Below are 20,545 nucleotides of genomic sequence, written 5' to 3' on the forward strand. Positions count from 1 at the left end.
CGGGCACGATGTCTAGGTCGTGACTGAGCCACCGGCACGACCTACGGTCGACGTCGTCATCCCCTGCTACAACTACGCGCGGTTCCTGCGCGCGTGCGTGAAGAGCGTGCTCGACCAACCCGGCGTCGACGTGCGGGTGCTGATCATCGACGACACGTCGAGCGACGACACGCCCGAGGTCGTGGCCGAGCTGACGCGGGACCCCCGGGTCGAGGGCCGCCGGCACGAGGTCAACCGCGGTCACATCGCGACCTACAACGAGGGCCTGCTGGAGTGGGCCAAGGCCGACTACACCGTGCTGCTGTCCGCCGACGACCTGCTCGCGCCGGGCGCGCTGGCCCGCGCCGCCGAGGTCTTCGAGGCCCACCCGAACGTCGGCATGGTGTACGGACGTGTCGTCTATTACACCGACCACGACGACCTGCCGTCCGTGGTGGCTCCTCCGGCGGGTCGCACGGTCTGGTCCGGTGTGGACTGGATCGAGGCCCGCTGCCGCACCGGGCAGAACGTGCTGTCCTCCCCCGAGGCCGTGGTGCGCACGTCGGTGCAGCAGGAGGTCGGCGGCTACCGGCCCGACCTGCCGCACGCGGGTGACCTGGAGATGTGGATGCGCATCGCCGCGGTGTCCGACATCGGGTACGTGCGCGGCAAGCCCGCCGCGTACTACCGCGTGCACCAGCAGAGCATGATGCGCACGCGGTTCTCGTCGCTGTTCGCCGACCTGGAGCAGCGGCAGGCCGTGTTCGAGCGGTTCTTCGCCGAGCACCCCGACCTGCCGCCCAAGCTGCGGTCGCTGGCCAACCGGTCGATCGCCAAGGACGCGCTGTGGCGGGCCGTGCGCGCCTACGACCGGGACCGGCTGGCCGAGATCCCGGTGGACGAGCTGGAGGCGTTCGCCCGGCGGGTGTGCTCCGACGTGGAGCGACTGCCCGAGTACCGGGCGTTGCGGCGGCGGCGGGCGCTGGGGCCGGGGGTGTGCAGCCGCACGCAGCTGTTCGTGGGCAGCCACCTGGCCAAGCGCGGTGCCGGGCTCGTCGGCAAGCAGGTCTGGAAGTGGCGCGGCCGGTGACCGCCGTGGAGCCACCGGGGACCGAGCGGCCCGAGCTGCGGCGCAAGGTCTCCTCGGCGATCCGCTGGAGCGCGGTCAACAGCCTGGTGCAGCGGTTCAGCCAGGTGGGCGTGGGCGTGCTGCTGGCCCGGCTGATCGCGCCCGAGCAGTTCGGCGTGTTCGCAGTCGCCCTGGTGGTGCTCAACGTCGTGCTGAGCGTCAGCGAGATGGGCGTGAGCGTCGCCCTGGTGCGCGCGGAACGGCCGGTCGACGAGCTCGCGCCCACGGTGACGACGCTGTCGATCGCGTCCGGCGCGCTGCTCGCGCTGGTCTGCGTGCTCGGCGCGCCGTGGTTCGCCGCGGCGATGGACACGCCGCAGGCGACGGGCGTGATCCAGCTCATGTCGTTCTCGCTGGTGATCGCGGGCGCGTCGGCGGTGCCGGGCGCGTTGCTCCAGCGCGAGTTCCGGCAGGACCACAAGTTCGTGGCCGACACGTCGGCGTTCGTCGTCGGCACGGCCGTGGTGGTGGTGCTGGCGCTCATGGGCTTCGGCGCGTGGAGCCTGGCGTGGTCGCGGATCGCCACCAACCTGGTGGCCGCCGTGGTGATGTTCGCCTGCACGCCGAAGCGCTACCGGCCGGGGTTCGACGCGGTGCAGGCGCGCGGGCTGCTGGCGTTCGGGCTGCCGCTGGCGGGCGCGAGCCTGCTCGTGTTCGGGGTGCTCAACGTCGACTACATCATCGTCGGCAGCGTCCTGGGCACCGTGCCGCTGGGCTTCTACCTGCTCGCGTTCAACCTGGCGAACTGGCCGGTCGGCGCGTTCTCGCAGCCGGTGCGCAGCGTGTCGCTGGCGGCGTTCTCGCAGGTCAGGGATGATCCGGAGCTGTTCTCGCGGACCTTCGCGCGTGCATTGCGGCTGCTCGCGCTGGTGACCGTGCCCGCGTGCGTGCTGCTGGCGGCGTTGGCCGACCCCCTCGTGCGCACGGTGTACGGCGAGCGGTGGGCGCCGGCCGCGCAGGCGTTGGCGCTGCTGGTGCTGCTGGGCGCGCTGCGGGTGGCGCTGGAGCTGGGCTACGACTACCTGGCCAGCGCGGGGCGGTCGCGCGCGATCCTGGTGATCCACCTGGTGTGGCTGGCCGCGCTCGTGCCGCTGCTGGCGCTGGGCGCGCACGTGGACGGCATCCGGGGCGTGGCGCTGGCGCAGAGCGTGGTGGTGCTGGTGGTGATCGTGCCCGCGTACCTGGTCGCGTTCCGGCCCTACGGGCTGCGGGCACGGGTGCTGGGCGCGGCGGTCGCGCGGCCGGTGCTCGGCGGCGTGGTGATGGTCGTGGTGGCGTCCGGCGTGCAGTGGGTGGTCGACGGCGCGCTGTGGCGGTTGCTGGTCGGTGGCGCGCTGGCGTCGCTGGCGTACGCGGCCGTGGTGTTCCCCCTGCGCCACGAGGTGCTGGGCCTGTTGCGGAGGAGTGGCGCGTGAGGGTCGTCCAGCGGTTGCGGCGTCGGGCGCACCAGGTCACGCGCATCGTGCGCGAGCAGGGCGTGCGGCAGGTCGGCGCGCGGGCGCTCGGCCGGGCGGCGCGGCGGCTCGGCGCGGACGCCGAGGTGTTCCCGGTGCGGTGGGAGGACGTGCGCGCGGCCGACATCGGCGCGCCGCGGCCGGTGGTCGTGCCGCCCGTGCCCCCGGACGGGCGGATGACGATCAACTGGGTCAGCACGCCGCCGTCACCGGGCTCCGGCGGGCACACCACGATGTTCCGGCTGATCGAGCACCTGGAGTCGTCGGGGCACACGTGCCGGCTGTACCTGTACGACGTGTACGGCAGCCGCGCGGCCGACCACGAGCCGGTGATCAGGTCGGCGTTCCCGGGGTTCCGCGGGTCGGTGCACGACGTGCTGGACGGGATGGCCGACGCGCACGCCGTGTTCGCCACCGCGTGGATGACGGCCTACCCGGCGTTCAACGACCCGTGCGCGGGCAGGCGGTTCTACCTCGTGCAGGACTACGAGCCGTGGTTCTTCCCGGTCGGCGGGCTGTCCGCGCTGGCGGAGAACACCTACCGGATGGGGTTCCACGGCTTCACCGCCGGCCGGTTCCTGGCCGACAAGCTGCGGGCCGAGACCGGGATGGCGGCCGACTCGTTCGACTTCGGGTGCGACGCGGACCGCTACCACCTGCTCGACGGCGTGCCGCGCGACGGCGTGGTGTTCTACGCGCGGCGGCTCGCGCCCCGGCGGGCGATCGAGATCGGGTTGCTGGCGCTGGAGGTCTTCGCCGAACGCCACCCCGACGTCGCGATCCACACCTACGGCGAGAAGATCGGGTCGCTGGGACCGCGGCACGTCGACCACGGCCTGGTCACCCCCGATCGGCTCAACGACGTCTACAACCGGTGCTACGCGGGCCTGACGCTGTCGATGACGAACGTGTCGCTGGTGCCGCACGAGATGCTGGCCGCGGGCTGCCTGCCGGTCGTGAACGACGCCGTGCACAACCGGGTCGTGCTGGACAACGACCACGTCCGCTACGCGCCCGCGACACCGCACGACCTGGCCCGCGCGCTGTCCGACGTGGTCGCGTTGCCGGACTTCGGCGCGGTGGCGCGGGCCGCGTCGGCGAGCGTGTCGGGCCGGTCGTGGGACGCGGCCGGGCACGAGCTGGAGAAGGTGCTCAGGCGGGAGCTGTCGGCCTGACCAGGCGTCGCTGCGCCGGCCGTTCGACGAGCCGGTGCAGCAGCCACGCCAGCGCCAGCGAGACGCCCAGGGCGGCGAGCGAGATCCCGATCGCGCCGGCCAGGGCGACGTCGTGCGGCCCGAACGCCTCCGCGGCACGCAGCACCGCCTGGTGCACGAGGTAGAAGGCGAAGGAGATCTCGCCGAGGAACACCGCCGCGCGGTGGCGCCACGGCGACCACGAGCCGGTGAGGTCGGCCGTGGCGGCGGCCGGGATGAGCAGCGCGAGCGGGACGACCGTGCCCGCGACGTAGCCGAACGCGCCGGGCAGGTGGCCCGAGGCGACGTACCCGGCGACGGCCGGCGCGCCCGCGTGCCACAGCGCCAGCCGGGGCCACCGGCCCGCGCGCACGATCCGGGCGAGCACCATGCCCAGCACGAACTCCAGCGCCCGCGTCACCGGGAAGACGTAGACGAACCAGTACTCCAGGTGGTCCGGCAGGGGCAGCGCCACCGCCGGGACGGCGACGACGGCGACCACGAGGCCGACCGCCAACGCCCAGAGCCTCTTGTGCGGCACGCGGTCCACCCGTGCCAGCAGCCACGCGAACGCCGTGTAGAACGCCGCCTCGCACGACAGCGACCACGCCGGCGTGTTGACGCCGAAGTAGACCGACTGCACCGGCACCCACGCCTGGAGCAGGAACAGCCCCAGCACGCCCGAGAGCACCGACACGCCGCCCAGCCAGGCGAGGCCCGCGAAGACGACCACCCAGACGACCACGTGGTTGGGCAGGACCCGGGCCGCCCTCCGCCGCCTGCCGACGGCCGCCGGCACGCCCTCCCGCGCCGACCAGGTGAGCACGAAACCGGACAGCAGGAAGAAGAACCCGACGCCGGTCGCCCCCTGCCCGAACACCGCCGCCAGGACGCCCTCCGCGCCGGTGCCCGCGAACAGGCCGCCGGCGTGCACGTGGAAGCCGAAGACGACGAACGCGGCGAGGAAGCGCAACCCGGTGAGGGACGGCAACCGGGCGGGCAGCACCGGTGGGACCGTCGGGGCGGGTGCCGGCGCGTTCGTCATCGGCACGTGGTCCGAGCGGCGGACCGGGCCGTACTGCCGTTGCCACGTAATACCATTCTTGCGGTCGGGTATTCGTTTTCAGGAAGGAATAACAACTTCCGCCTCCGGTGCAGCAGGATTTCCTGTGACGACAGGACATCGCGACGCTGCGGGAGGCGTTAACCGGAGGTCACACCGGGGACGGCGAGGTGGCGTCGGGGATCACCGGCACGGCGGAGGAGGAGCCGTCGGCGGGCACCACGTGGATCGACGCGAGCTCGGCGTCCTTCGGCACGGCGGCGAACGCCAGCCGCTCGTCGTCCAGCCAGGTCGCCTGGTCGTCCACCCCGGCCGTGCCGGGCAGCCTGCGCTCCTGCCCGGTCGCCAGGTCCAGCACCGCCAGCTCCCACGGACCCAGCCGGCCGATGCGCTTCTTGTAGGCGACCTTCGTGCCGTCCGGCGACAGCGAAGGGCACTCGGCGTCACGGCGCAACGACTCCAGGCGACGCTCCACCAGGTCGCCCTTCACCAGCCACGTGTACCCGCCGGAGGCCAGGGTCGCGTAGAACGTCCGGTCGTCACCCGCCACGGTCAAGCCCCAGTAGTTGACGTCCTGCGGGGCGTGCGGCCGTCCCTCGACCACCGCCGTGAACCCCTCCAGCGACTCCACCACCGCGCCGGCGCGCAGATCCAGGAACCCCGTCCGGGTGGAGAACCCGCCGGGCACCGCGTACGAGTCACCGGTCACGAACGACGTCCACGTGACCACCTGGCCCGACGCCGACACCTTCGCCCGGCTCGGCACGCCCGGCAGCGGCACGGTCCGCACCACCGCGCCGTCCCGCGAGACCTCGGCCGCGTACGTCGGCCCCGGCCCGGCCAGCTTCAGGCACACCGTCGTCCCGCCGGCCCGGTACACGCGCCGGCACGCCATCGGGGTCCCGCCGCGGGCGCCCGGCTCGGCCAACCGGACCTGCTCGACCCGGTCGCGGCCGTCGGCCAGCGCCACGAACATCAGGTCGCCGTCGACCGAGGTCACCGCAACGGGTGAGGTGTCGCGCACGACCGACGTCACGTAGACCACCGCGCCCCCCGCGACCAGTACGATGGCCGCGACGGCGAACACGACCCGCCGGTAGCCCAAGTCCATCACCACCTGTAACGACTAGGCGCGAGTCGGCCGATTTCAGAGTAACAACACCGTGCGCGCACACACGCGGGGTAAACGTGGATCGGGGAGCGGATGGACTTCTGGGGCGCCGTGCGAACGCTGCGCAGGCGGTGGTACATCGCCCTGCCGGCGGCGATCACGGCGGTCGCCGTGGCCGCCGGCGTGTTCCTGTCCATCCCGACGCGCTACCAGTCCACCGGCGTCATGGTGCTCACCTCGCCCGCGTCCGGCGGCACGTTCTCGGAGAAGCTGTCGCCCGAGGACGCGGTGCAGGTGAACCCCCTGCTGGCGTTCGACGGCAGCCTCACCACCACCGCGCAGATCCTGGCGCAGATCCTGGCCGACCCCAAGACCCGCAAGGAGTCGCTGGGCCTGGACAAGGAGTCGACCGAGAACTTCACCGCGGCGGGCGGCGGGCAGAGCGGGCCGTTCCTGTTCGTGACCGCGGACGGCAGCACACCGGAAGCGGCCGAGCGGCTGGTGACCACGGTGATGGAGTTCGCCACCAAGGAGCTGGACGAGCAGCAGACCGCGCTGAAGGCGCCCGCGTCGACGTTCATCACCTCGCAGGTGATCGTGAACCCGACCACGGCGGAGGCGCAGATCGGCGGCAAGGTCCGGTACGCGGGTGCGGCGTTCGTGCTGCTGATGCTGTTGACGACGGCGGCGACGTTCGGCGGGGACAGCGTGCTCAACCACCTGCGCCGCCGGCGTGAGGCCCAGGAGGGCGAGGCCGAGGTGGCGGAGGTGGCAGTTCCGCCTGTGGCTGTTACCCCGGCGGCCGGTCCCCCGCCGTCCACCAACGGCGCGCCACGCCGTCCGCCCGGCCCGCCGGTCCGCCGCCCGCAGCCGACGGCCAGCGAGCAGACGGTGAAGATCGCCGCGCCGGGTCCGCGCACCGGCCGACCGGGCGCGCCCGCGTGGCCGACCACCGACGACCGGCCTTGACCGCGTCCGAGCCGTTCCTGCCGGTGCGGCGGCGGGCGGACGGCGCGACGCTGGTGAGCCTGTTCCTGCTGGCGCTGCTGATCATCCCGGCCCGGCTGGTGCTCTCGTTCGTGCCGATGACCCTGCCGCCCGCGCTCGTGGTGGCGCTGCTGCTGGGCGTGCTGTGGGTGTCCGGGCAGATGGTCGACACCGTCGGCATGGGCAAGGGGCGCAACGTCGTGCGCACGGCCGTGGCGCTGTACCTGGCGTCCCAGCTGGCGACCTACGGCGTGGCGACCCGGCGGTGGCTGCCGACCGACGAGCTGACCGTGGCCGACAGCAGCATCATCCGAATCACGTCCATGATCGCGGTCGCGGTGTTCGTGTGCGACGCCGTGCGCACCAAGGAGCGGCTGGACCGGGTGCTGCGGCTGCTGCTGGCGTGCGCGGCGGTGATCGCGTTCGTGGGGCTGGTGCAGTTCGGGCTGGGCGTCGACCTGGCGTCGTACGTGTCGCTGCCGGGGCTGCGGGTGCAGGACAACGGGTACTCGGCGATGGAGGCGCGGTCGATCTTCCGGCGGCCGACCGGCACCACGAACCACCCCATCGAGTTCGGCCTGGTGTGCGCGATGGCCGTGCCGCTGGGCGTGCACTACCTGTTCAAGGCGCGGGACGACGGCACGCCGCACGTGCGGTGGGCGGCGTGCCTGGCGCTGGTGGGGCTGGGCGCGCTGACGTCGTTGTCGCGGACGGCGCTGCTGGGCATGGCGGTGGGCGCGGTGATCATGATCATGACGTTGCCGCGGCGGCGGAAGATCACCACGGCGGTGGTGGGCGGTGGGTCGTTCCTCGGGGCGAGCCTGGTGGTGCCGGGGCTGTTCGGCACGTTGCGGGGCATGTTCTCCAACATCGAGGACGACCCGAGCGTGAAGGCCCGCACGGCGGACTACGAGGCGGCGTGGGAGCAGATCGACCTGAACCCGTTGCTGGGGCGCGGGTTCGGGACGTACCTGCCGACGAAGTACACGATCCTGGACAACCAGTTCCTGCTGACGTTGATCGAGAACGGGTACCTGGGGCTGTTCGCGTTGATCGGGATGTTCCTGGCGGCGGCGTTCGCGGCGATCCGGGTGCGGATGATCAGCGGGGACGAGCAGCTGCGGAGCCTCGCCAGCGCCCTGGTGGCGGGCGTGGTGGCGGGCGGGATCGCGTCGGTGACGTTCGACCTGCTGGGGTTCGGCGTGGCGACGGGCCTGGTGTTCACCATGATCGGCGTGACGGGCGCGTTGCTGCGGGTGGCGCGGGAGGAGCGCCGGCGGGCGGCGCTCGTTCCCGCGTCCCGAGAGGCGTGAACACCCGGGTCGCGTGTTCTGAGCGTTGAACTCAGGGGTCCTGAACGTAGGACTCACGCGACCTGAGCGTAGGACTCTCGGGTCCTGAGCGTTCGACACGCGGGACCCGGGGGTTCGACTCACGCGAGGGGTCAGGCGAGGTCGGGGTGGTGGGTGTGGCAGTCGGGGCAGGTGGAGGTGGAGTCCAGGCGTTGGCCGCAGGAGCAGACCCAGCCCTTGAGGGTGGCGGGGTTGCCGGCGACGAAGGCGTGGGCCGGGACGTCCTTGGTGATCACGGAGCCCGCGGCGGCGAAGGCGTGCTCGCCGATCTCCACCCCGCACACCACCACGGTGCCCGCGCCCAGGGTCGCGCCGCGCCGGACCACCGTGGGCAGCAGGGCGTCGCCGGTGCGCTTGATCGCGGCACGCGGGCGCAGGTCGTTGGTGAACAGGACGTTCGGCCCCAGGAACACCTCGTCCTCGCACACCACGCCGTCGAACACGAGGGTGCCGTTCTTCACCGTCACCCGGTCGCCCAGCACCGCCCGGCCCTCCACGAACGCGCCGTCGCAGATGTTGCAGTCCCGGCCGATCCGGGCGCCCGGCAGCACGTGCGCGAAAGCCCACACGCGCGTGCCGTCGCCCACGTCCGCGCTCTCGCACAGGCCGTTCGGGTGCACGAAGACATCGCTCATCGCACGGCCTCCGCCAGAGCCGCCACCACGCGCTCCTGCTGCGCCACCGTGATCTCCGGGAACAGCGGCAGCGACAGGATCTCCCCCGCCACCGCCTCGCTGACCGGGAAGTCGCCCGGCACGTGCCCCAGGTGCGCGTAGGCGCCGGTCAGGTGCACCGGCGTCGGGTAGTGGATGCCCGCGCCGATCCCCGCCTCGTGCAACGACGCCAGCACGCGGTCCCGGGACGGCACGCGCACGACGTACAGGTGCCACACCGGCACGTTGCCCGCCAGCACCACCGGCGGCGTCACGCCCGGCACGTCGGCCAGCAGCGCCGAGTAGCGGTCCGCCGCCGCGCGGCGCAGCTCGTTCCACCCCTCCAGCCGGCGCAGCTTCGCCGACAGCACCACGGCCTGCAGCGTGTCCAACCGGCTGTTGAAGCCGACCACCGAGTGCTCGTACTTGCGCGGCGACCCGTGCTCGCGCAGCAGCCGCACCGCCGCGGCCAGCTCGGCCGACGTGGTCAGCACCGCGCCGCCGTCGCCGTACGCGCCGAGGTTCTTGCCCGGGTAGAAGCTGGTCGCCGCGAGGTCGCCGAGCCCGCCGACGGCCACGCCGTGCCGCCGCGCGCCCTGCGCCTGCGCCGCGTCCTCCACGATCGGCACGCCGAACGACCGCAGCTCCTCGACCGGCGCCGCCTGCCCGTACAGGTGCACCGGCAGCAGGGCCTTCGTGCGCGACGTCACGGCCTCCGCCACCAGGGACACGTCGATCAGCCCGGTCTCGGCCACGCAGTCCACCAGCACCGGCGTCGCGCCGGTCCGGGCCACCGCGCCCGCGGTCGCGATGAACGTGTTGGCCGGCAGCACGCACTCGTCGCCCGGACCGACGTCCAACGCGCGCAGCGCCAGCTCGATCGCGTCGGTGCCGTTGCCGACCGCGACGCAGTGCGGCACCTCCTGGTAGGCGGCGAACTCCGCCTCGAACTCGCCGACCTGCCGCCCGCCGACGAAGGAGGTGTTCTTGAGCACCTCCGCCCAGCCGTCGGCGACCTCGTCGGCCACCTGCTCGTGCTGGGCGCGCAGGTCCACCAGCGGGATGTCGATCACGAACCGCTCCCCTCTCGCAGTCTCCGGGCGGGGTTGCCCGCCCAGACCTCACCGGCGGGCACGTCGGCGAGCACCACCGAACCCATGCCCACCACCGCCCCCGCCCCGATCGTCACGCCTTCCCGGACCGCGCTGCCCTGCCCGAGGTACGCGGCCTCCCCCACCCGCACCGCACCGCCCAGCGACGCGCGGCCGGCGAACGTGACGCCGTCGCCGACCTCGTCGTCGTGGGTGATCAGCACGTGCGGCATGGCCACGACGTGCGCCCCCAGGCGCAGCGGCGCGGTCACCACCGCGCCGGCCAGCAGGACCGAACCCGGCCCGACCTCCGCGCCGACCGCCACCGAGGCGGCCGGGTGCACCACCGTCGCCCACCGCTCGTCGGGCAGGTCGAGCCGGGCGACGAGGTCCAGCCGGCCGCGCGGCCGGTGCGCGTTGGCCACGCACACCACGACCGCGGCGTCCGTCGAGCGCACGAGGTCCGTGCCGCCGAGGACGGGCAGGCCGTCGAGGTCCGCGCCGTGCCGCGCCGGATCGTCGTCCAGCGCGCCCACGGGTCGCCACAGCGAGGGGAGGAGGCGGACGGCCGCGAGGACTTCGCGGGCCAGCCCGCCGCCACCCACCAGCAGCAGCGGTCGGGGTGCGCTCATCCGGTGGTGAACACGACGTCGACCCAGTAGTTGCTGCCCGCGTAGGACGACTCCGGGAACCCGGGGCCGGACCGGAACACGCCGTTGCGGCTGCCCTCGGCGGTCGCCGGGGCGCTCAGCGGCGGGCTGGTCACGGCGTTGCCCATGAAGTACCCGGTGTCCACGGAGTACCGGCCGTTGGGCGCGGTGTAGGACGCCACGTACGTCGTCCCGGCGATCACGGTCACCGGCGAGGAGAACGTGAGCGCCTGCCAGCCGGTGGCCGTCTCGTTCGCGAACGTGCCGGTGGCCAGGGCGTTGCCCGCCGCGTCCCACAGCGTGCCGGTGTGCGTGCCGGTGTTGCCCGCGCCCTTGTAGAACTTCACGCCGGTGACCGACCCGCTGACCGACGGCACGAACCGGACGCCCAGCTCGTAGGAGCCGGTGTCGTCGGCCGCCGCCACGGTGGGCGCGGTCGCCGCGCTGAACAGCGAGCACGGGCAGTCCCCGTCCGTGGTCGTGGTGAACGACCAGGTCGCGGGCGCGGTCATCAGGTTGCCGTAGACGTCGGCGATGCGCAGGCTCGCGGTGTAGGTCATGCCGCCGCCCAGCGGCGCGGCCGGCGTCCAGGTCACCTGCTGCTGGTTGGCCGACAGCGACAGCGTGCCCGCGATCGTCGCGCCGCCGGAGTCGGCGAGCGAGAACCGGGCCGTGCTGAGGTCCACCGGCTCGTCGAACGCCGCGGTCAGCGGCGACGTGCGAGCCACCTCGCCCGCGCCGTCGAGCGGCGTGCGCCCGTTGACGACCGGCGGGGTGTTGTCCTCGTTGGGCACGAACACGACGTCGACCCAGTAGTTGCCGCCCGCGTACGAGCTCGTCGGGTACCCCGCGCCGGACCGGTAGACCCCGTTGCCGCCGTCGAGGCCCGACGGCGCGCTCAACGGCCCGCTGGACACCGAGTAGCCGTCGAAGTAGCCCGCGTCCACGGCGTAGTGGCCGGTGGTCGTGGTGTACGAGGCGGTGTAGGTCTGGCCCGCCGACACGAACACCGGCGTGGCGAAGGTCAGCGTCTGCCACCCGGACGTGGTCTCCCCGGTGAACGTGCCGGTGGCCAGCCGCTGCCCGGTCGGCGACCACAGCGTGCCGGTGTGCGTGCCGGTGTTGGCCGTGCCCTTGTAGAACTTCACGCCGGTGATCCGGCCGCCCGCGGTGGGCGTGAACCGCACGCCCAGCTCGTACGCGCCGCCGTCGTCGGCCGAGGTGACCGTCGGCACGGTCGCCGGGCTGAACAGGGAGCACGGGCAGATCACCACGATGGTGGTGGTGAACGACCACGTCACCGGGTCGGGCATCGGGTTGCCGTTGACGTCGGCGATCAGCACGCTCGCGGTGTACCGGGTGAGCGGCATCAGCTTGCCCGACGGCGTCCAGGTGACGGTCCGCTGGTCGCCCGACAGCGACACCGAGCCGGCGAGCTGCGCGCCGCGCCGGTCGGTCAGCCAGATCTGCGCGCTGGCCGGGTCGACCGGCTCGCTGAACGTCACCGTCACCGGGCTGCCGGCGACCACGTCCGTCGCGCCCGAGGCCGGCGTGCGGTTCGTCAACGTCGGCGGGGTGGTGTCGCCGTTGAGGCCGTTGCGGTAGACGACATCGACCCAGTAGTTCGTCGCGTTGTACGACGCCGCGGGGAACCCGCCGCCGCTGCCGTAGCGGTACACGCCGTTGGGCCCGTCGACGCCGTCGGCGAGCGCGCGCAGGCCCGCGTAGCTCGCGCCCTGGCCCGTGAAGTGGCCGGGGCTGACCGAGTAGCGGCCGTTGGGCGCGTAGTAGGACACGACGTAGGTCGTGTTGGCCTGCACGACGACCGGTGAGGCGAACGTCAGCTTCTGCCAACCGCTCGCGCTCTCGTTGGTGAACGTGCCGGTGGCCAGGAGCAGGCCGGTGGACGACCACAGCGAACCGGTGTGGGTGCCGGTGTTGCCGGTGCCCTTGAAGAACCGGACGCCCAGCACCTCGCCCTTGCCGTTGAAGCGGACCTTGGTGCCGACCTCGATCGGTGTGGTGTCGTCGGCCGCGTACACGGCGGGCCGGGCGAAGTCGTCCCAGATCGTGCACGGGCACGTCGAGGGCCGGGTCGCGCCGGTGGTGAACGACCACGTCGACTGCGGCGTCTGGTTGCCCGCCGCGTCCGACACGCGCAACGCCACCGCGTAGCCGGTGTTCGGGGTCAGCGCCTGGCTCGGCGTGAACGTCACGGTCCGGTTCTCGTGGGACAGCGCCGACGCGCCGGACACCGCGCCGTTCGGCCCGGTCACGGTGAACTGGGCGGAGCCGGGAGCGATCGCCTCGTCGTAGGTCGCGGAGATCACCGGGGTGAGCGCGACCGTGCCCTCCCCGTCGACCGGCGTGGTGGACACCCGCAGCGGTGCGCGCTGGTCGGGGCCCGGGTCCGGCGCCCACACCACGTCCACCCAGTAGTTGCTGCCCCAGTGCGACTGGGTCGGGAAGCCGGGCCCGCCGAACCGGAACAGGCCGTTCGGGCCGTCCTCGCCGTTCTTCGGGCCGGTGAGCGGCTCCAGGTAGCGGGACTGCTGGAAGAAGTACTCCAGGTCGTAGGAGTAGTGCCCGTTGGGCGCGAAGTACGACACGACGTAGGTGACGCCGCCGGTGACCGGCACGGGTTGCGCGAACGTCAGGGTCTGCCAGCCGCTCGCGGTCTCGCCCGTGAACGTGCCGGTGGCCAGCGGGGTGCCGTTCTTGTCCCACAGCGTGCCGGTGTGCGTGCCGGTGTTGCCCGGCCCCTTGTAGAACCGCACGCCGCGCACGTAGCCGTCGCTGTTGGCCCGCCACTTCACGCCCAGCTCCAGCGGCGAGGCGTCACCGCTGTCGGGCACGTCGGGGGTGTCGGCGTTGGTCCACAGGCCGCACGGGCAGGTGCGCGGGTTCACGCCGGGCGTGGCCACCACGGGGGTGGACAGGTTCGCCGAGTCGTCCACCGCGCGCACGCGCAGGCTCGCGGGCCCGGACTTGCCCGGGGTGTAGGTGTAGCTCCACGCCGTCTGCCCGGCCTGCCACACCGCCGGGTGCCAGCGGTCGCCGCCGTCGGTGGACACCTCGACGCCGCCGACCTGGCCGCCGAGGTCGGACACCGTGCCGGAGAACGTGTACGGCGCGCTGACGGTCGAGATCGGCGGCACGCTGGTGAACGCGACCGTCGGCGCCTGGGTGTCGGTGCTCTTGGTCGCCTGCGTCAGACCGGCCTGCAACGTGGTCGCCTGCACGCCCATGTCGGCCAGGAAGTTGACCGTGGCCTGCTTCATCCGCACGTCGGAGGTCGGCGTGTTGGTGAGGAACGCGTGCTCGTCATCCACGCCCCACGCCCACTGCACGGTGCCCGCGCCGAACACGAGCGCGCCGCTCGCGTGCTTGTAGTAGGTGATGGCGTGGGTCTTGGTGTCCGGGGTGTAGAGGTCGCCGTGGTTCTGCAGCACGTACGGGCCTTCGGGCATGCTCACCGTGGTGCGGGACAACTGCGCCACGCCCGCCGGCTGGAACCCGTTGTCCTCGACCGAGTTCCACTCGTAGCCGAGCGTGCCGGGCTGGAACGTGTAGGTCGTGTTGGTGGGCAGGTCCTTCAGCGACGTGTGCCGCCACAGCCGCATCTTGCCGTAGGCGGCCGGGACCTGGAGCGAGTCCTCGCGGCGGCCGTTGACGGTGAAGATGTTGCCCAGCAGCGCGTTCTCCGGCTTGCCGCCGTCCTGGTCGGGGTAGCGCGGGTCGCGCCAGGTGCCGGTCCAGTCGCTCAGGCCGTCGTTCTGGGTGCCCTTGGTCTCCTTGTAGCAGGCGATGGTGCGCCAGTCGGTCTTCGAGGAGTCGATGCTCTTCTCCCACCGGTGCTTCCAGAAGACCTCGTTGCCGGTCAGGAACGCCAGGTGCACGCCCGCGTCCCGGGCCGCCTCGACGTTGGCCCGCTGCTCCTCGGACCAGTACTCGTCGTGGCCGACGGCCATGAACACCTGGTGGTTCTTGATCAGGTGCCCGCGCCGGGCCGAGTCGGCGTCGGTGGTGTAGCTGACGTCGTACCCGTTGGCCTCCAGGAAGCGCAGCATCGGGTACTCGGCGTTGAAGATGAAGTTGTCGTCGCCGTCGCCACCGGTGTACGGGCGGTTGTAGCTGACCTTGTACGCCTGCCCGCCCTGGCCGGGGCCGTCGCCGAAGTAGAGGCTGTTGCCGCCGTAGCGGTTGTAGGCCACCCAGGTCGAGTCGGAGGTCTGGAACAGCACCTCGGAGGTGCTGGTGTCGTCGCGGACGACGAACACGATCTCGTTCTCCGCGCCGTTGTCGGTGCGGTGGGTGCGCGCGTAGTACAGGCCGGAGACCGCGGTCGACGGCACGTTCCAGCTCAGCGACACGGCCCAGTTGCCGCAGTCGATCAACGCGCTGCCGTCCTCGCCGCGCAGGCACGGCGGCTGGTTCTGCGCCGTGGTGCGGGTGATCCGCTCCTGGAACCGCGCGCCGACGCCGCCGTACCAGCCGAGCCGGTAGATGTCGATGGAGTAGGACGACGCGCTGGTGAGCATCTTGAAGTCGACCCGGCCGCCGGGCGTGGTGCTGATGTCGGTGGTGTAGCCCAGGATGCCGTCGTCCCGGTAGGACACCTGCCAGTCCGGCGTGCCGGGCTTGGTGTTCTCGCAGGCCACCTTGTTGACCACGGGCACGTCGCACGGCGCGGCGGCGGCCTCGGGGGCGCGCAGCAGACCGACGACCGCGATGGTGGACGCCACGAGGGCGGCCACCACCGCCAAGCGCAGCAGGGTCACCGCGAGAACGGGTCTGGCCCGCTTCCGGTCGGCGGTCATGGTCGCACCTTTCGAACACGGGCTGTCGTGACGGGTGGTGATCGCGTGTGCACTGCATCGACCAGCGGAGCCTCGTTGCTCCGATCGTCGCTGGAAGCCGGCTTCGCGTTACACCACAACGGAAGGATCCGCACCGCCGAACGCAGTCCGTGCCGGGCGCACTGCCTAGTGCGACGGCAGCGGCAGCCGCAGCGCCGCTTTGAGCTCCGCCACCACGGTGTCCTGCTGCGCGGCGGTGAGGTCGTGGTAGAGCGGGAGGATCAGCGACCTGGTGGTGAACGCCTCGGTGACGGGCAGCTCGACGTGCGGGTGCCCCGCGTACGCGGGTTCCAGGTGCGCGGCCATGATTCCCCGCCGCGCCGACACGCCCCGCTCGGCCAACCGGGCCAGGACGTCGTTGCGCGTCACCGCGACCTCGTCGGGGAGCACGACCCAGAACGACTGGTAGTTCGTCGTGCCGTGCTCCGGGTCGTGCACCGCGCGCAGCCCCGGCACGTCGGCGCCCAGCTCCTCGGCGAGCAGCTCGTGGTAGCGGGCCGCCAGCTCGCGCCGGCGCCGCACGATCGCGTCCAGCTTGGACAGCTGGACCAACCCGACCGCGGCCTGGATGTCGGTCATCCGGTAGTTGAACGCGGTCTCCAGGTAGCTCTCCACGACCGCGCCGCCGCCGCTGTGCCGCTCGGCCGCGCTCACGCTCATCCCGTGCTCGCGCAGGCGCTTGGCCCGGGTCGCCCACTCGGCGCGGTTCGTGGTGAGCATCCCGCCCTCGCCGGTGGTGATCAGCTTGCGCGGGTGGAACGACCACGCGGCCATCTCGGCGTCCGCGCCGACCGGCACGCCCCGGTAGGTCGACCCGGCGGCGCACGCGGCGTCCTCCACCACCGTGACGCCGCGCGGACCGCACAGCGCGCGGATCGCGTCCACGTCGGCGGGCACGCCCGCCTGGTGCACCAGGATCACCGCGCGGGTGCGCGCGGTGAGCACCGCTTCGACGGTCGCCGCGGACAGGTTGCCCGTCTCCGGCTCCACGTCGGCGAACACCGGCGTGGCGCCGCAGTAGCGCACCGCGTTGGCGGTGGCGATGAACGACAGCGACGGCACCACGACCTCGTCACCCGGCCGCACGTCGAGCAGGTGCAGCGCGACGTGCAGCGCGGTCGTGCACGACGACACGGCGACGGCGTGCAGGGCGGCGACGCGGCGGCCGAAGGCGTCCTCGAACGCGGCGACCTTCGGTCCCTGCGCGACCCAGCCGGACAGCACGGCGGCCGACGCGGCCTCCGCCTCCTCCGGGCCGAGCCACGGCTTCATCACCGGGATCACCGCGACACCTCGGCCATCGCCGACTGCCACCACGAGACCAGCCCGCGCAGGCCGTCGACCAGCTCGATGTCGGGCTTCCAGCCCAGGTCGCGGGCGGCGGCGGAGATGTCGGCGAGCCGGCGCGTGACGCCGTTGACCGCGCGCTCAGGGCCGTGCTCCAGCGGCAGGTCGGAGTCCATCGCGACGAGCAGGGCGTGGGCCAGCTCCTTGAGGCTGGTCTCCCGGGCGCTGGCGATGTTGTAGACCTGGTCGGTCACCGGGGCCGTCGCGGCCAGGACGTTGGCGCGGGCGATGTCGTGCACGTGCACGAAGTCCATGGTCTGCGCGCCGTCGCCGAAGATCAGCGGCGGCTTGCCGTCGGCGATGCGCTCCATCCAGCGGATCAGCACCTCGGTGTACTTGCCGTGCGCGTCCATCCGCGGGCCGTAGACGTTGAAGTAGCGCAGCGCCACGTAGTCCAGGCCGTGCATGGCGTGGAAGCTGCGCAGCATGCCCTCGTTGAACGCCTTGGCCGCGCCGTAGAACGTGTCGTTGTTGTACGGGTGGTGCCGCTCGGTGGTCGGGAACTCCTCGGCCAGCCCGTAGACCGACGCCGACGAGGAGGCGATCACCTTCTTGACGCCCGCCGCGGCGGCGGCCTCGACCACCGTGAACGTGCCGTCGACCAGGCACTCCAGCGCGAGCCGGGGTTCCTCGGCGCACTGCGTGATCCGGATGGCGGCGAGGTGGAACACCAGGTCGGTGCCCGTGCTCAGCTCGGCCAGCAGGGCCCGGTCGTTGATGTCGCCCTCGACCACGGTGAGCCGGTCGCCCGCGAGCGCGGCGGCGTCGGCGAGGTTCTCCCGACGACCGCGGACGAAGTTGTCCAGCACGACCACCTCGGCGGCACCGGCGTCGAGCAGCCGGTCCACCACCGCGGACCCGATGGTGCCCGCCCCTCCGGTGACGAGGGCGCGCTGGCCGGTGATCGGCTGGGCGGCGTCCGACATGGTGCTTGTTCCTTCCATCTGCTGGGTCACGCGGTGGCGAGCTGGAGCGCGGTCGGGTGGTCGACCCGCGCGACGGTGACGAACTCCCCGCCCGCGGCGAGGCTCGCGGAGGCGGCTTCGAGGGTGGCCAGCACGCGCAGGCCCGACCAGCCGTCGGTGAGCGGCGCGCGCTTCTCGGTGATCGCGGCGGCGAACTCCGCCATCATCCCGCGCAGCGCCTCCTTCTCCGGCAGCGCGGGCGCGACGGTGTCGCCGCGCCGGTAGGAGATGATCGCCTGGCGGCGGTCCTCGTCGTCCTCGATGCGGTCGGCGCCCCGGTCGTGCACGGACAGCCGCTGCACGGCGTTCAGGTCGTCCCACACGACCGTGCGGCGGGAGCCGCCGACGATCATGGTGCGGATCTTGGTCGGCGACAGCCAGTTCACGTGCACGTGGGCCAGCACGCCGTCGGACAGCTCCAGCGTCAGGTGGCCGACGCACGCGCGACCCGCGCCGATCGGGTCCGAGCCGTGCGCGGCGACCCGCGTCACGCGCACCCCGTCGGGCAGGATCGCGTCGAAGATCGACAGGTCGTGCGGCGCGAGGTCCCAGAACACGTCGACGTCCGGCTGCACCAGGCCGAGGTTGACCCGCACCGAGTCGAGGTACTGCACCGTGCCGATCTCGCCGCCGCGCACGAGCCGGCGCAGGTGCTGCACGGTCGGCGTGTAGACGAAGGTGTGGTCGAGCATCAGCGTGAGGCCCAGGGCCTCGGCCTCGCGGACGAGCTCCAGGCCGTCGGCGTAGTTCGCCGCCAGCGGCTTCTCCACCAGCACGTGCTTGCCCGCCCGCAGCGCGGCCAGCGCGACCGGCAGGTGCGTGGCGGCCGGGGTGGCGATGGCGACCGCGTCGACCGCGGGGTCGGCGAGCACGTCGTCCAGCGAACCGGACACCCGGACGGTGGAGTAGTCGCCCAGCACGCGCCGGGCCCGCTCGACGTCCAGGTCGCACAGGTAGCGCAGCGACAGGCCGGGGGTGGCCTGGGCGTTGCGCACCAGGTTCGGCCCCCAGTAGCCGGCGCCGATCACGGCGATGCCGATCGGCTGGTCCATTCGGTTCTCCCTCTCCTGACCGCCTCCGCTGGGAGACGTGCGTCGGCGGAACATCAGTAGGCCCCCTGGCCGCCGAACACGGCGCGGAAGGTCTTCCACAAGATCAGCGCGTCGAGGGCGAGCGACCACTCCTCCACGTACCGGAGGTCGAGCCGCACGGACTCCTCCCACGACAGGTCGCTGCGCCCGGAGACCTGCCACAACCCGGTCAGGCCCGGCTTCACCAGCAGCCGGCGGCGCATCGCGGGCCCGTACTTCGCGCTCTCCTCCGGCAGTGGAGGCCGCGGGCCGACCAGCGACATCGCGCCGGTGAGGACGTTGAACAGCTGCGGCAGCTCGTCCAGGGAGTAACGCCGCAGGACCCGGCCGATGGCGGTGACCCGGGGGTCGCGGCGCATCTTGAACAGCACGCCCGCGCCCTCGTTGACCGCTTGCAGCTTGGCGCGCAGCGCGTCGGCGTCGGTCACCATGGTGCGGAACTTGAGGATGGTGAACGGCACGCCGTCCTTGCCGACGCGGCGCTGCTTGTAGAGCACCGGCCCGCGGGTGTCGACCATGATCGCCACGGCGACGGTCAGCAGCACCGGGGTGAGCAGCGCGACCAGCAGGGCCGAGCCGACCTTGTCCACGGCCGTCTTGACCACGCGCCGGAAACCGGTGAACGACGGTTCGCTCACCCGCAGCAGCGGCATCCCCAGCACGCCGGTGACGTGCAGCCTCGGCCCGGCGAAGTCCATCAGGGCGGGCGCGACGACCATCTCGGTGCCGGTGCCCTCCAGGTCCCAGGCGAGCTGCTGCAACCGGCGCGGCGTCCAGTAGGCGTCGGCGGTGACCGCGACGATCCGGTAGCCGCCGCGGCGGACCTGCTCGCCCAGCTCGCCGAACCGACCGACGACCGGCACGCCGTCCAGTTCGAGGCCGATCTCGGCGCGGCCGTCCACGGTGCACACGGCGTCCACGCGCCAGCCCAGGTGCGGCGCGCGGCGGGTGCGGCCGATCAGGTCGGTGACCGTGTCGAGGTTGCCCGCGGCCAGCACCGGCAGCAGGCAGCGGCCCTCGCCGCGGGCGCGGTGCAGCGGGCGGCGCAGCAGGTAGCGGACCGGGAAGGCGACCAGCGCGACGGCCGGTCCCACCACGAACACCCACAGGCGGGCTCCCGGCAGGTCGGCCGCGAGCGCGCCCAGGCCGAGCGCGACGAGGCTGCCGAACAGGCCGCGGCCCAGGCGGCGGAACTCCTCCGCGCCCTGCCCCAGCACCATCGGGTTCCACACCCGGTTGAGGAACAGCGACCCGACGACCACCGCGACGGTGACCGCTTCGAGCGCGAACAGGGGCAGCGGGCCGAACGAGGCGTGCCGGGAGGAGAGGACGAACCCGGCGAGCACGACGACCAGCACCGTGGACAGGACGTCGGCGGCGATCACGCCGTAGCGGTAGGCGGGCTCCCAGCTGCCCACGGTGGGACTGGTGGTGCGATGGGTGGCGCCGACCCCCGCGACGGGTCTGTGTCGCGTGGGCTGGACCTGCTCGCTCATCGTGGTGCTCCCCCGGGTTGGCCGGTTCCGGACGTGCTCGTGCGCAGGGCATCCCCGACGGACCCGCGTGGCGTGTTGCGAATGTGCGGTGGGCGATTTCTCGCCTTGCCAAACCGTCATTCGTC

General features: G+C 72.7%; 15 protein-coding genes. 5 read left to right on the top strand and 10 right to left on the bottom strand.

What is annotated here, in order from left to right:
• Window positions 1–19: 19 nt before the first annotated feature.
• The 3 genes from ACIQMJ_RS17765 to ACIQMJ_RS17775 are packed head-to-tail and all read left to right on the top strand — an operon-like array spanning window position 20 to window position 3,737.
• Complete coding sequence (locus ACIQMJ_RS17765) at window positions 20–1,069, top strand: glycosyltransferase (RefSeq protein WP_499762050.1); 1,050 nt, start codon at window positions 20–22, stop codon at window positions 1,067–1,069.
• On the top strand, window positions 1,066–2,523 hold the full coding sequence (locus tag ACIQMJ_RS17770; RefSeq protein ID WP_499762051.1) for a lipopolysaccharide biosynthesis protein: 1,458 nt from the start codon (window positions 1,066–1,068) through the stop codon (window positions 2,521–2,523). The genes ACIQMJ_RS17765 and ACIQMJ_RS17770 overlap by 4 nt, the downstream gene beginning before the upstream one ends.
• Window positions 2,520–3,737 carry a rhamnosyltransferase WsaF family glycosyltransferase gene (locus ACIQMJ_RS17775; RefSeq protein WP_499762052.1) on the top strand — a complete coding sequence of 406 codons (1,218 nt, stop codon included), beginning with the start codon at window positions 2,520–2,522 and terminating at the stop codon, window positions 3,735–3,737. Before ACIQMJ_RS17770 ends, ACIQMJ_RS17775 begins: the two co-directional genes overlap by 4 nt.
• On the opposite strand, the gene ACIQMJ_RS17780 is transcribed toward ACIQMJ_RS17775, so the two are convergent.
• Both ACIQMJ_RS17780 and ACIQMJ_RS17785 read right to left on the bottom strand, forming a co-directional pair.
• Window positions 3,715–4,800: an acyltransferase family protein gene (locus ACIQMJ_RS17780; RefSeq protein WP_499762053.1), complete on the bottom strand. Its 1,086-nt coding sequence runs from the start codon at window positions 4,798–4,800 to the stop codon at window positions 3,715–3,717. The two genes, ACIQMJ_RS17775 and ACIQMJ_RS17780, sit on opposite strands and share 23 nt — an antisense overlap.
• A 169-nt stretch (window positions 4,801–4,969) precedes the next feature.
• Window positions 4,970–5,929, bottom strand: coding sequence for a TolB family protein (locus ACIQMJ_RS17785; RefSeq protein ID WP_499762459.1), 960 nt, complete (start codon window positions 5,927–5,929; stop codon window positions 4,970–4,972).
• Window positions 5,930–6,022: 93 nt separating this feature from the next.
• Between ACIQMJ_RS17785 and ACIQMJ_RS17790 the strand changes: the two genes are divergently transcribed.
• Complete coding sequence (locus tag ACIQMJ_RS17790; protein WP_499762054.1) at window positions 6,023–6,898, top strand: hypothetical protein; 876 nt, start codon at window positions 6,023–6,025, stop codon at window positions 6,896–6,898.
• Window positions 6,895–8,229: an O-antigen ligase family protein gene (locus ACIQMJ_RS17795; RefSeq protein ID WP_499762055.1), complete on the top strand. Its 1,335-nt coding sequence runs from the start codon at window positions 6,895–6,897 to the stop codon at window positions 8,227–8,229. The genes ACIQMJ_RS17790 and ACIQMJ_RS17795 overlap by 4 nt, the downstream gene beginning before the upstream one ends.
• Before the next feature lie 131 nt (window positions 8,230–8,360).
• Here the strand turns inward: ACIQMJ_RS17795 and ACIQMJ_RS17800 are convergent, their stop codons facing one another.
• From ACIQMJ_RS17800 to ACIQMJ_RS17835, 8 genes are all read right to left on the bottom strand, one after another.
• A complete protein-coding gene (locus ACIQMJ_RS17800; RefSeq protein ID WP_499762056.1) occupies window positions 8,361–8,903 on the bottom strand; it encodes an acyltransferase in 543 nt (180 codons plus the stop codon).
• Window positions 8,900–9,991: a DegT/DnrJ/EryC1/StrS family aminotransferase gene (locus ACIQMJ_RS17805; protein ID WP_499762460.1), complete on the bottom strand. Its 1,092-nt coding sequence runs from the start codon at window positions 9,989–9,991 to the stop codon at window positions 8,900–8,902. The genes ACIQMJ_RS17800 and ACIQMJ_RS17805 overlap by 4 nt, the downstream gene beginning before the upstream one ends.
• Window positions 9,991–10,644: a NeuD/PglB/VioB family sugar acetyltransferase gene (locus ACIQMJ_RS17810; RefSeq protein WP_499762057.1), complete on the bottom strand. Its 654-nt coding sequence runs from the start codon at window positions 10,642–10,644 to the stop codon at window positions 9,991–9,993. The genes ACIQMJ_RS17805 and ACIQMJ_RS17810 overlap by 1 nt, the downstream gene beginning before the upstream one ends.
• On the bottom strand, window positions 10,641–15,482 hold the full coding sequence (locus ACIQMJ_RS17815; protein WP_499762058.1) for a DUF4082 domain-containing protein: 4,842 nt from the start codon (window positions 15,480–15,482) through the stop codon (window positions 10,641–10,643). The genes ACIQMJ_RS17810 and ACIQMJ_RS17815 overlap by 4 nt, the downstream gene beginning before the upstream one ends.
• Before the next feature lie 165 nt (window positions 15,483–15,647).
• Window positions 15,648–16,805 carry a DegT/DnrJ/EryC1/StrS family aminotransferase gene (locus tag ACIQMJ_RS17820; protein ID WP_499762059.1) on the bottom strand — a complete coding sequence of 386 codons (1,158 nt, stop codon included), beginning with the start codon at window positions 16,803–16,805 and terminating at the stop codon, window positions 15,648–15,650.
• Complete coding sequence (locus ACIQMJ_RS17825) at window positions 16,802–17,794, bottom strand: NAD-dependent epimerase/dehydratase family protein (RefSeq protein ID WP_499762060.1); 993 nt, start codon at window positions 17,792–17,794, stop codon at window positions 16,802–16,804. Before ACIQMJ_RS17825 ends, ACIQMJ_RS17820 begins: the two co-directional genes overlap by 4 nt.
• Before the next feature lie 26 nt (window positions 17,795–17,820).
• Window positions 17,821–18,885: a Gfo/Idh/MocA family protein gene (locus ACIQMJ_RS17830; protein ID WP_499762061.1), complete on the bottom strand. Its 1,065-nt coding sequence runs from the start codon at window positions 18,883–18,885 to the stop codon at window positions 17,821–17,823.
• Window positions 18,886–18,938: 53 nt separating this feature from the next.
• Entirely contained in the window at window positions 18,939–20,420 is a 1,482-nt protein-coding gene (locus tag ACIQMJ_RS17835; RefSeq protein ID WP_499762062.1) for a sugar transferase, read from the bottom strand.
• Window positions 20,421–20,545: the final 125 nt, after the last annotated feature.

The sequence above is a fragment of the Actinosynnema sp. NPDC091369 genome (assembly GCF_044757065.1).
Taxonomy (GTDB): domain Bacteria; phylum Actinomycetota; class Actinomycetes; order Mycobacteriales; family Pseudonocardiaceae; genus Actinosynnema.

Excerpts from the sequence above, each read along its gene's own strand:
- ACIQMJ_RS17780 (WP_499762053.1), bottom strand. The coding sequence starts at position 4,800 with ATGACGAACGCGCCGGCACCCGCCCCGACGGTCCCACCGGTGCTGCCC.
- ACIQMJ_RS17785 (WP_499762459.1), bottom strand. The coding sequence starts at position 5,929 with ATGGACTTGGGCTACCGGCGGGTCGTGTTCGCCGTCGCGGCCATCGTA.
- ACIQMJ_RS17790 (WP_499762054.1), top strand. The coding sequence starts at position 6,023 with ATGGACTTCTGGGGCGCCGTGCGAACGCTGCGCAGGCGGTGGTACATC.
- ACIQMJ_RS17800 (WP_499762056.1), bottom strand. The coding sequence starts at position 8,903 with ATGAGCGATGTCTTCGTGCACCCGAACGGCCTGTGCGAGAGCGCGGAC.
- ACIQMJ_RS17810 (WP_499762057.1), bottom strand. The coding sequence starts at position 10,644 with ATGAGCGCACCCCGACCGCTGCTGCTGGTGGGTGGCGGCGGGCTGGCC.
- ACIQMJ_RS17815 (WP_499762058.1), bottom strand. The coding sequence starts at position 15,482 with ATGACCGCCGACCGGAAGCGGGCCAGACCCGTTCTCGCGGTGACCCTG.
- ACIQMJ_RS17825 (WP_499762060.1), bottom strand. The coding sequence starts at position 17,794 with ATGTCGGACGCCGCCCAGCCGATCACCGGCCAGCGCGCCCTCGTCACC.
- ACIQMJ_RS17830 (WP_499762061.1), bottom strand. The coding sequence starts at position 18,885 with ATGGACCAGCCGATCGGCATCGCCGTGATCGGCGCCGGCTACTGGGGG.
- ACIQMJ_RS17835 (WP_499762062.1), bottom strand. The coding sequence starts at position 20,420 with ATGAGCGAGCAGGTCCAGCCCACGCGACACAGACCCGTCGCGGGGGTC.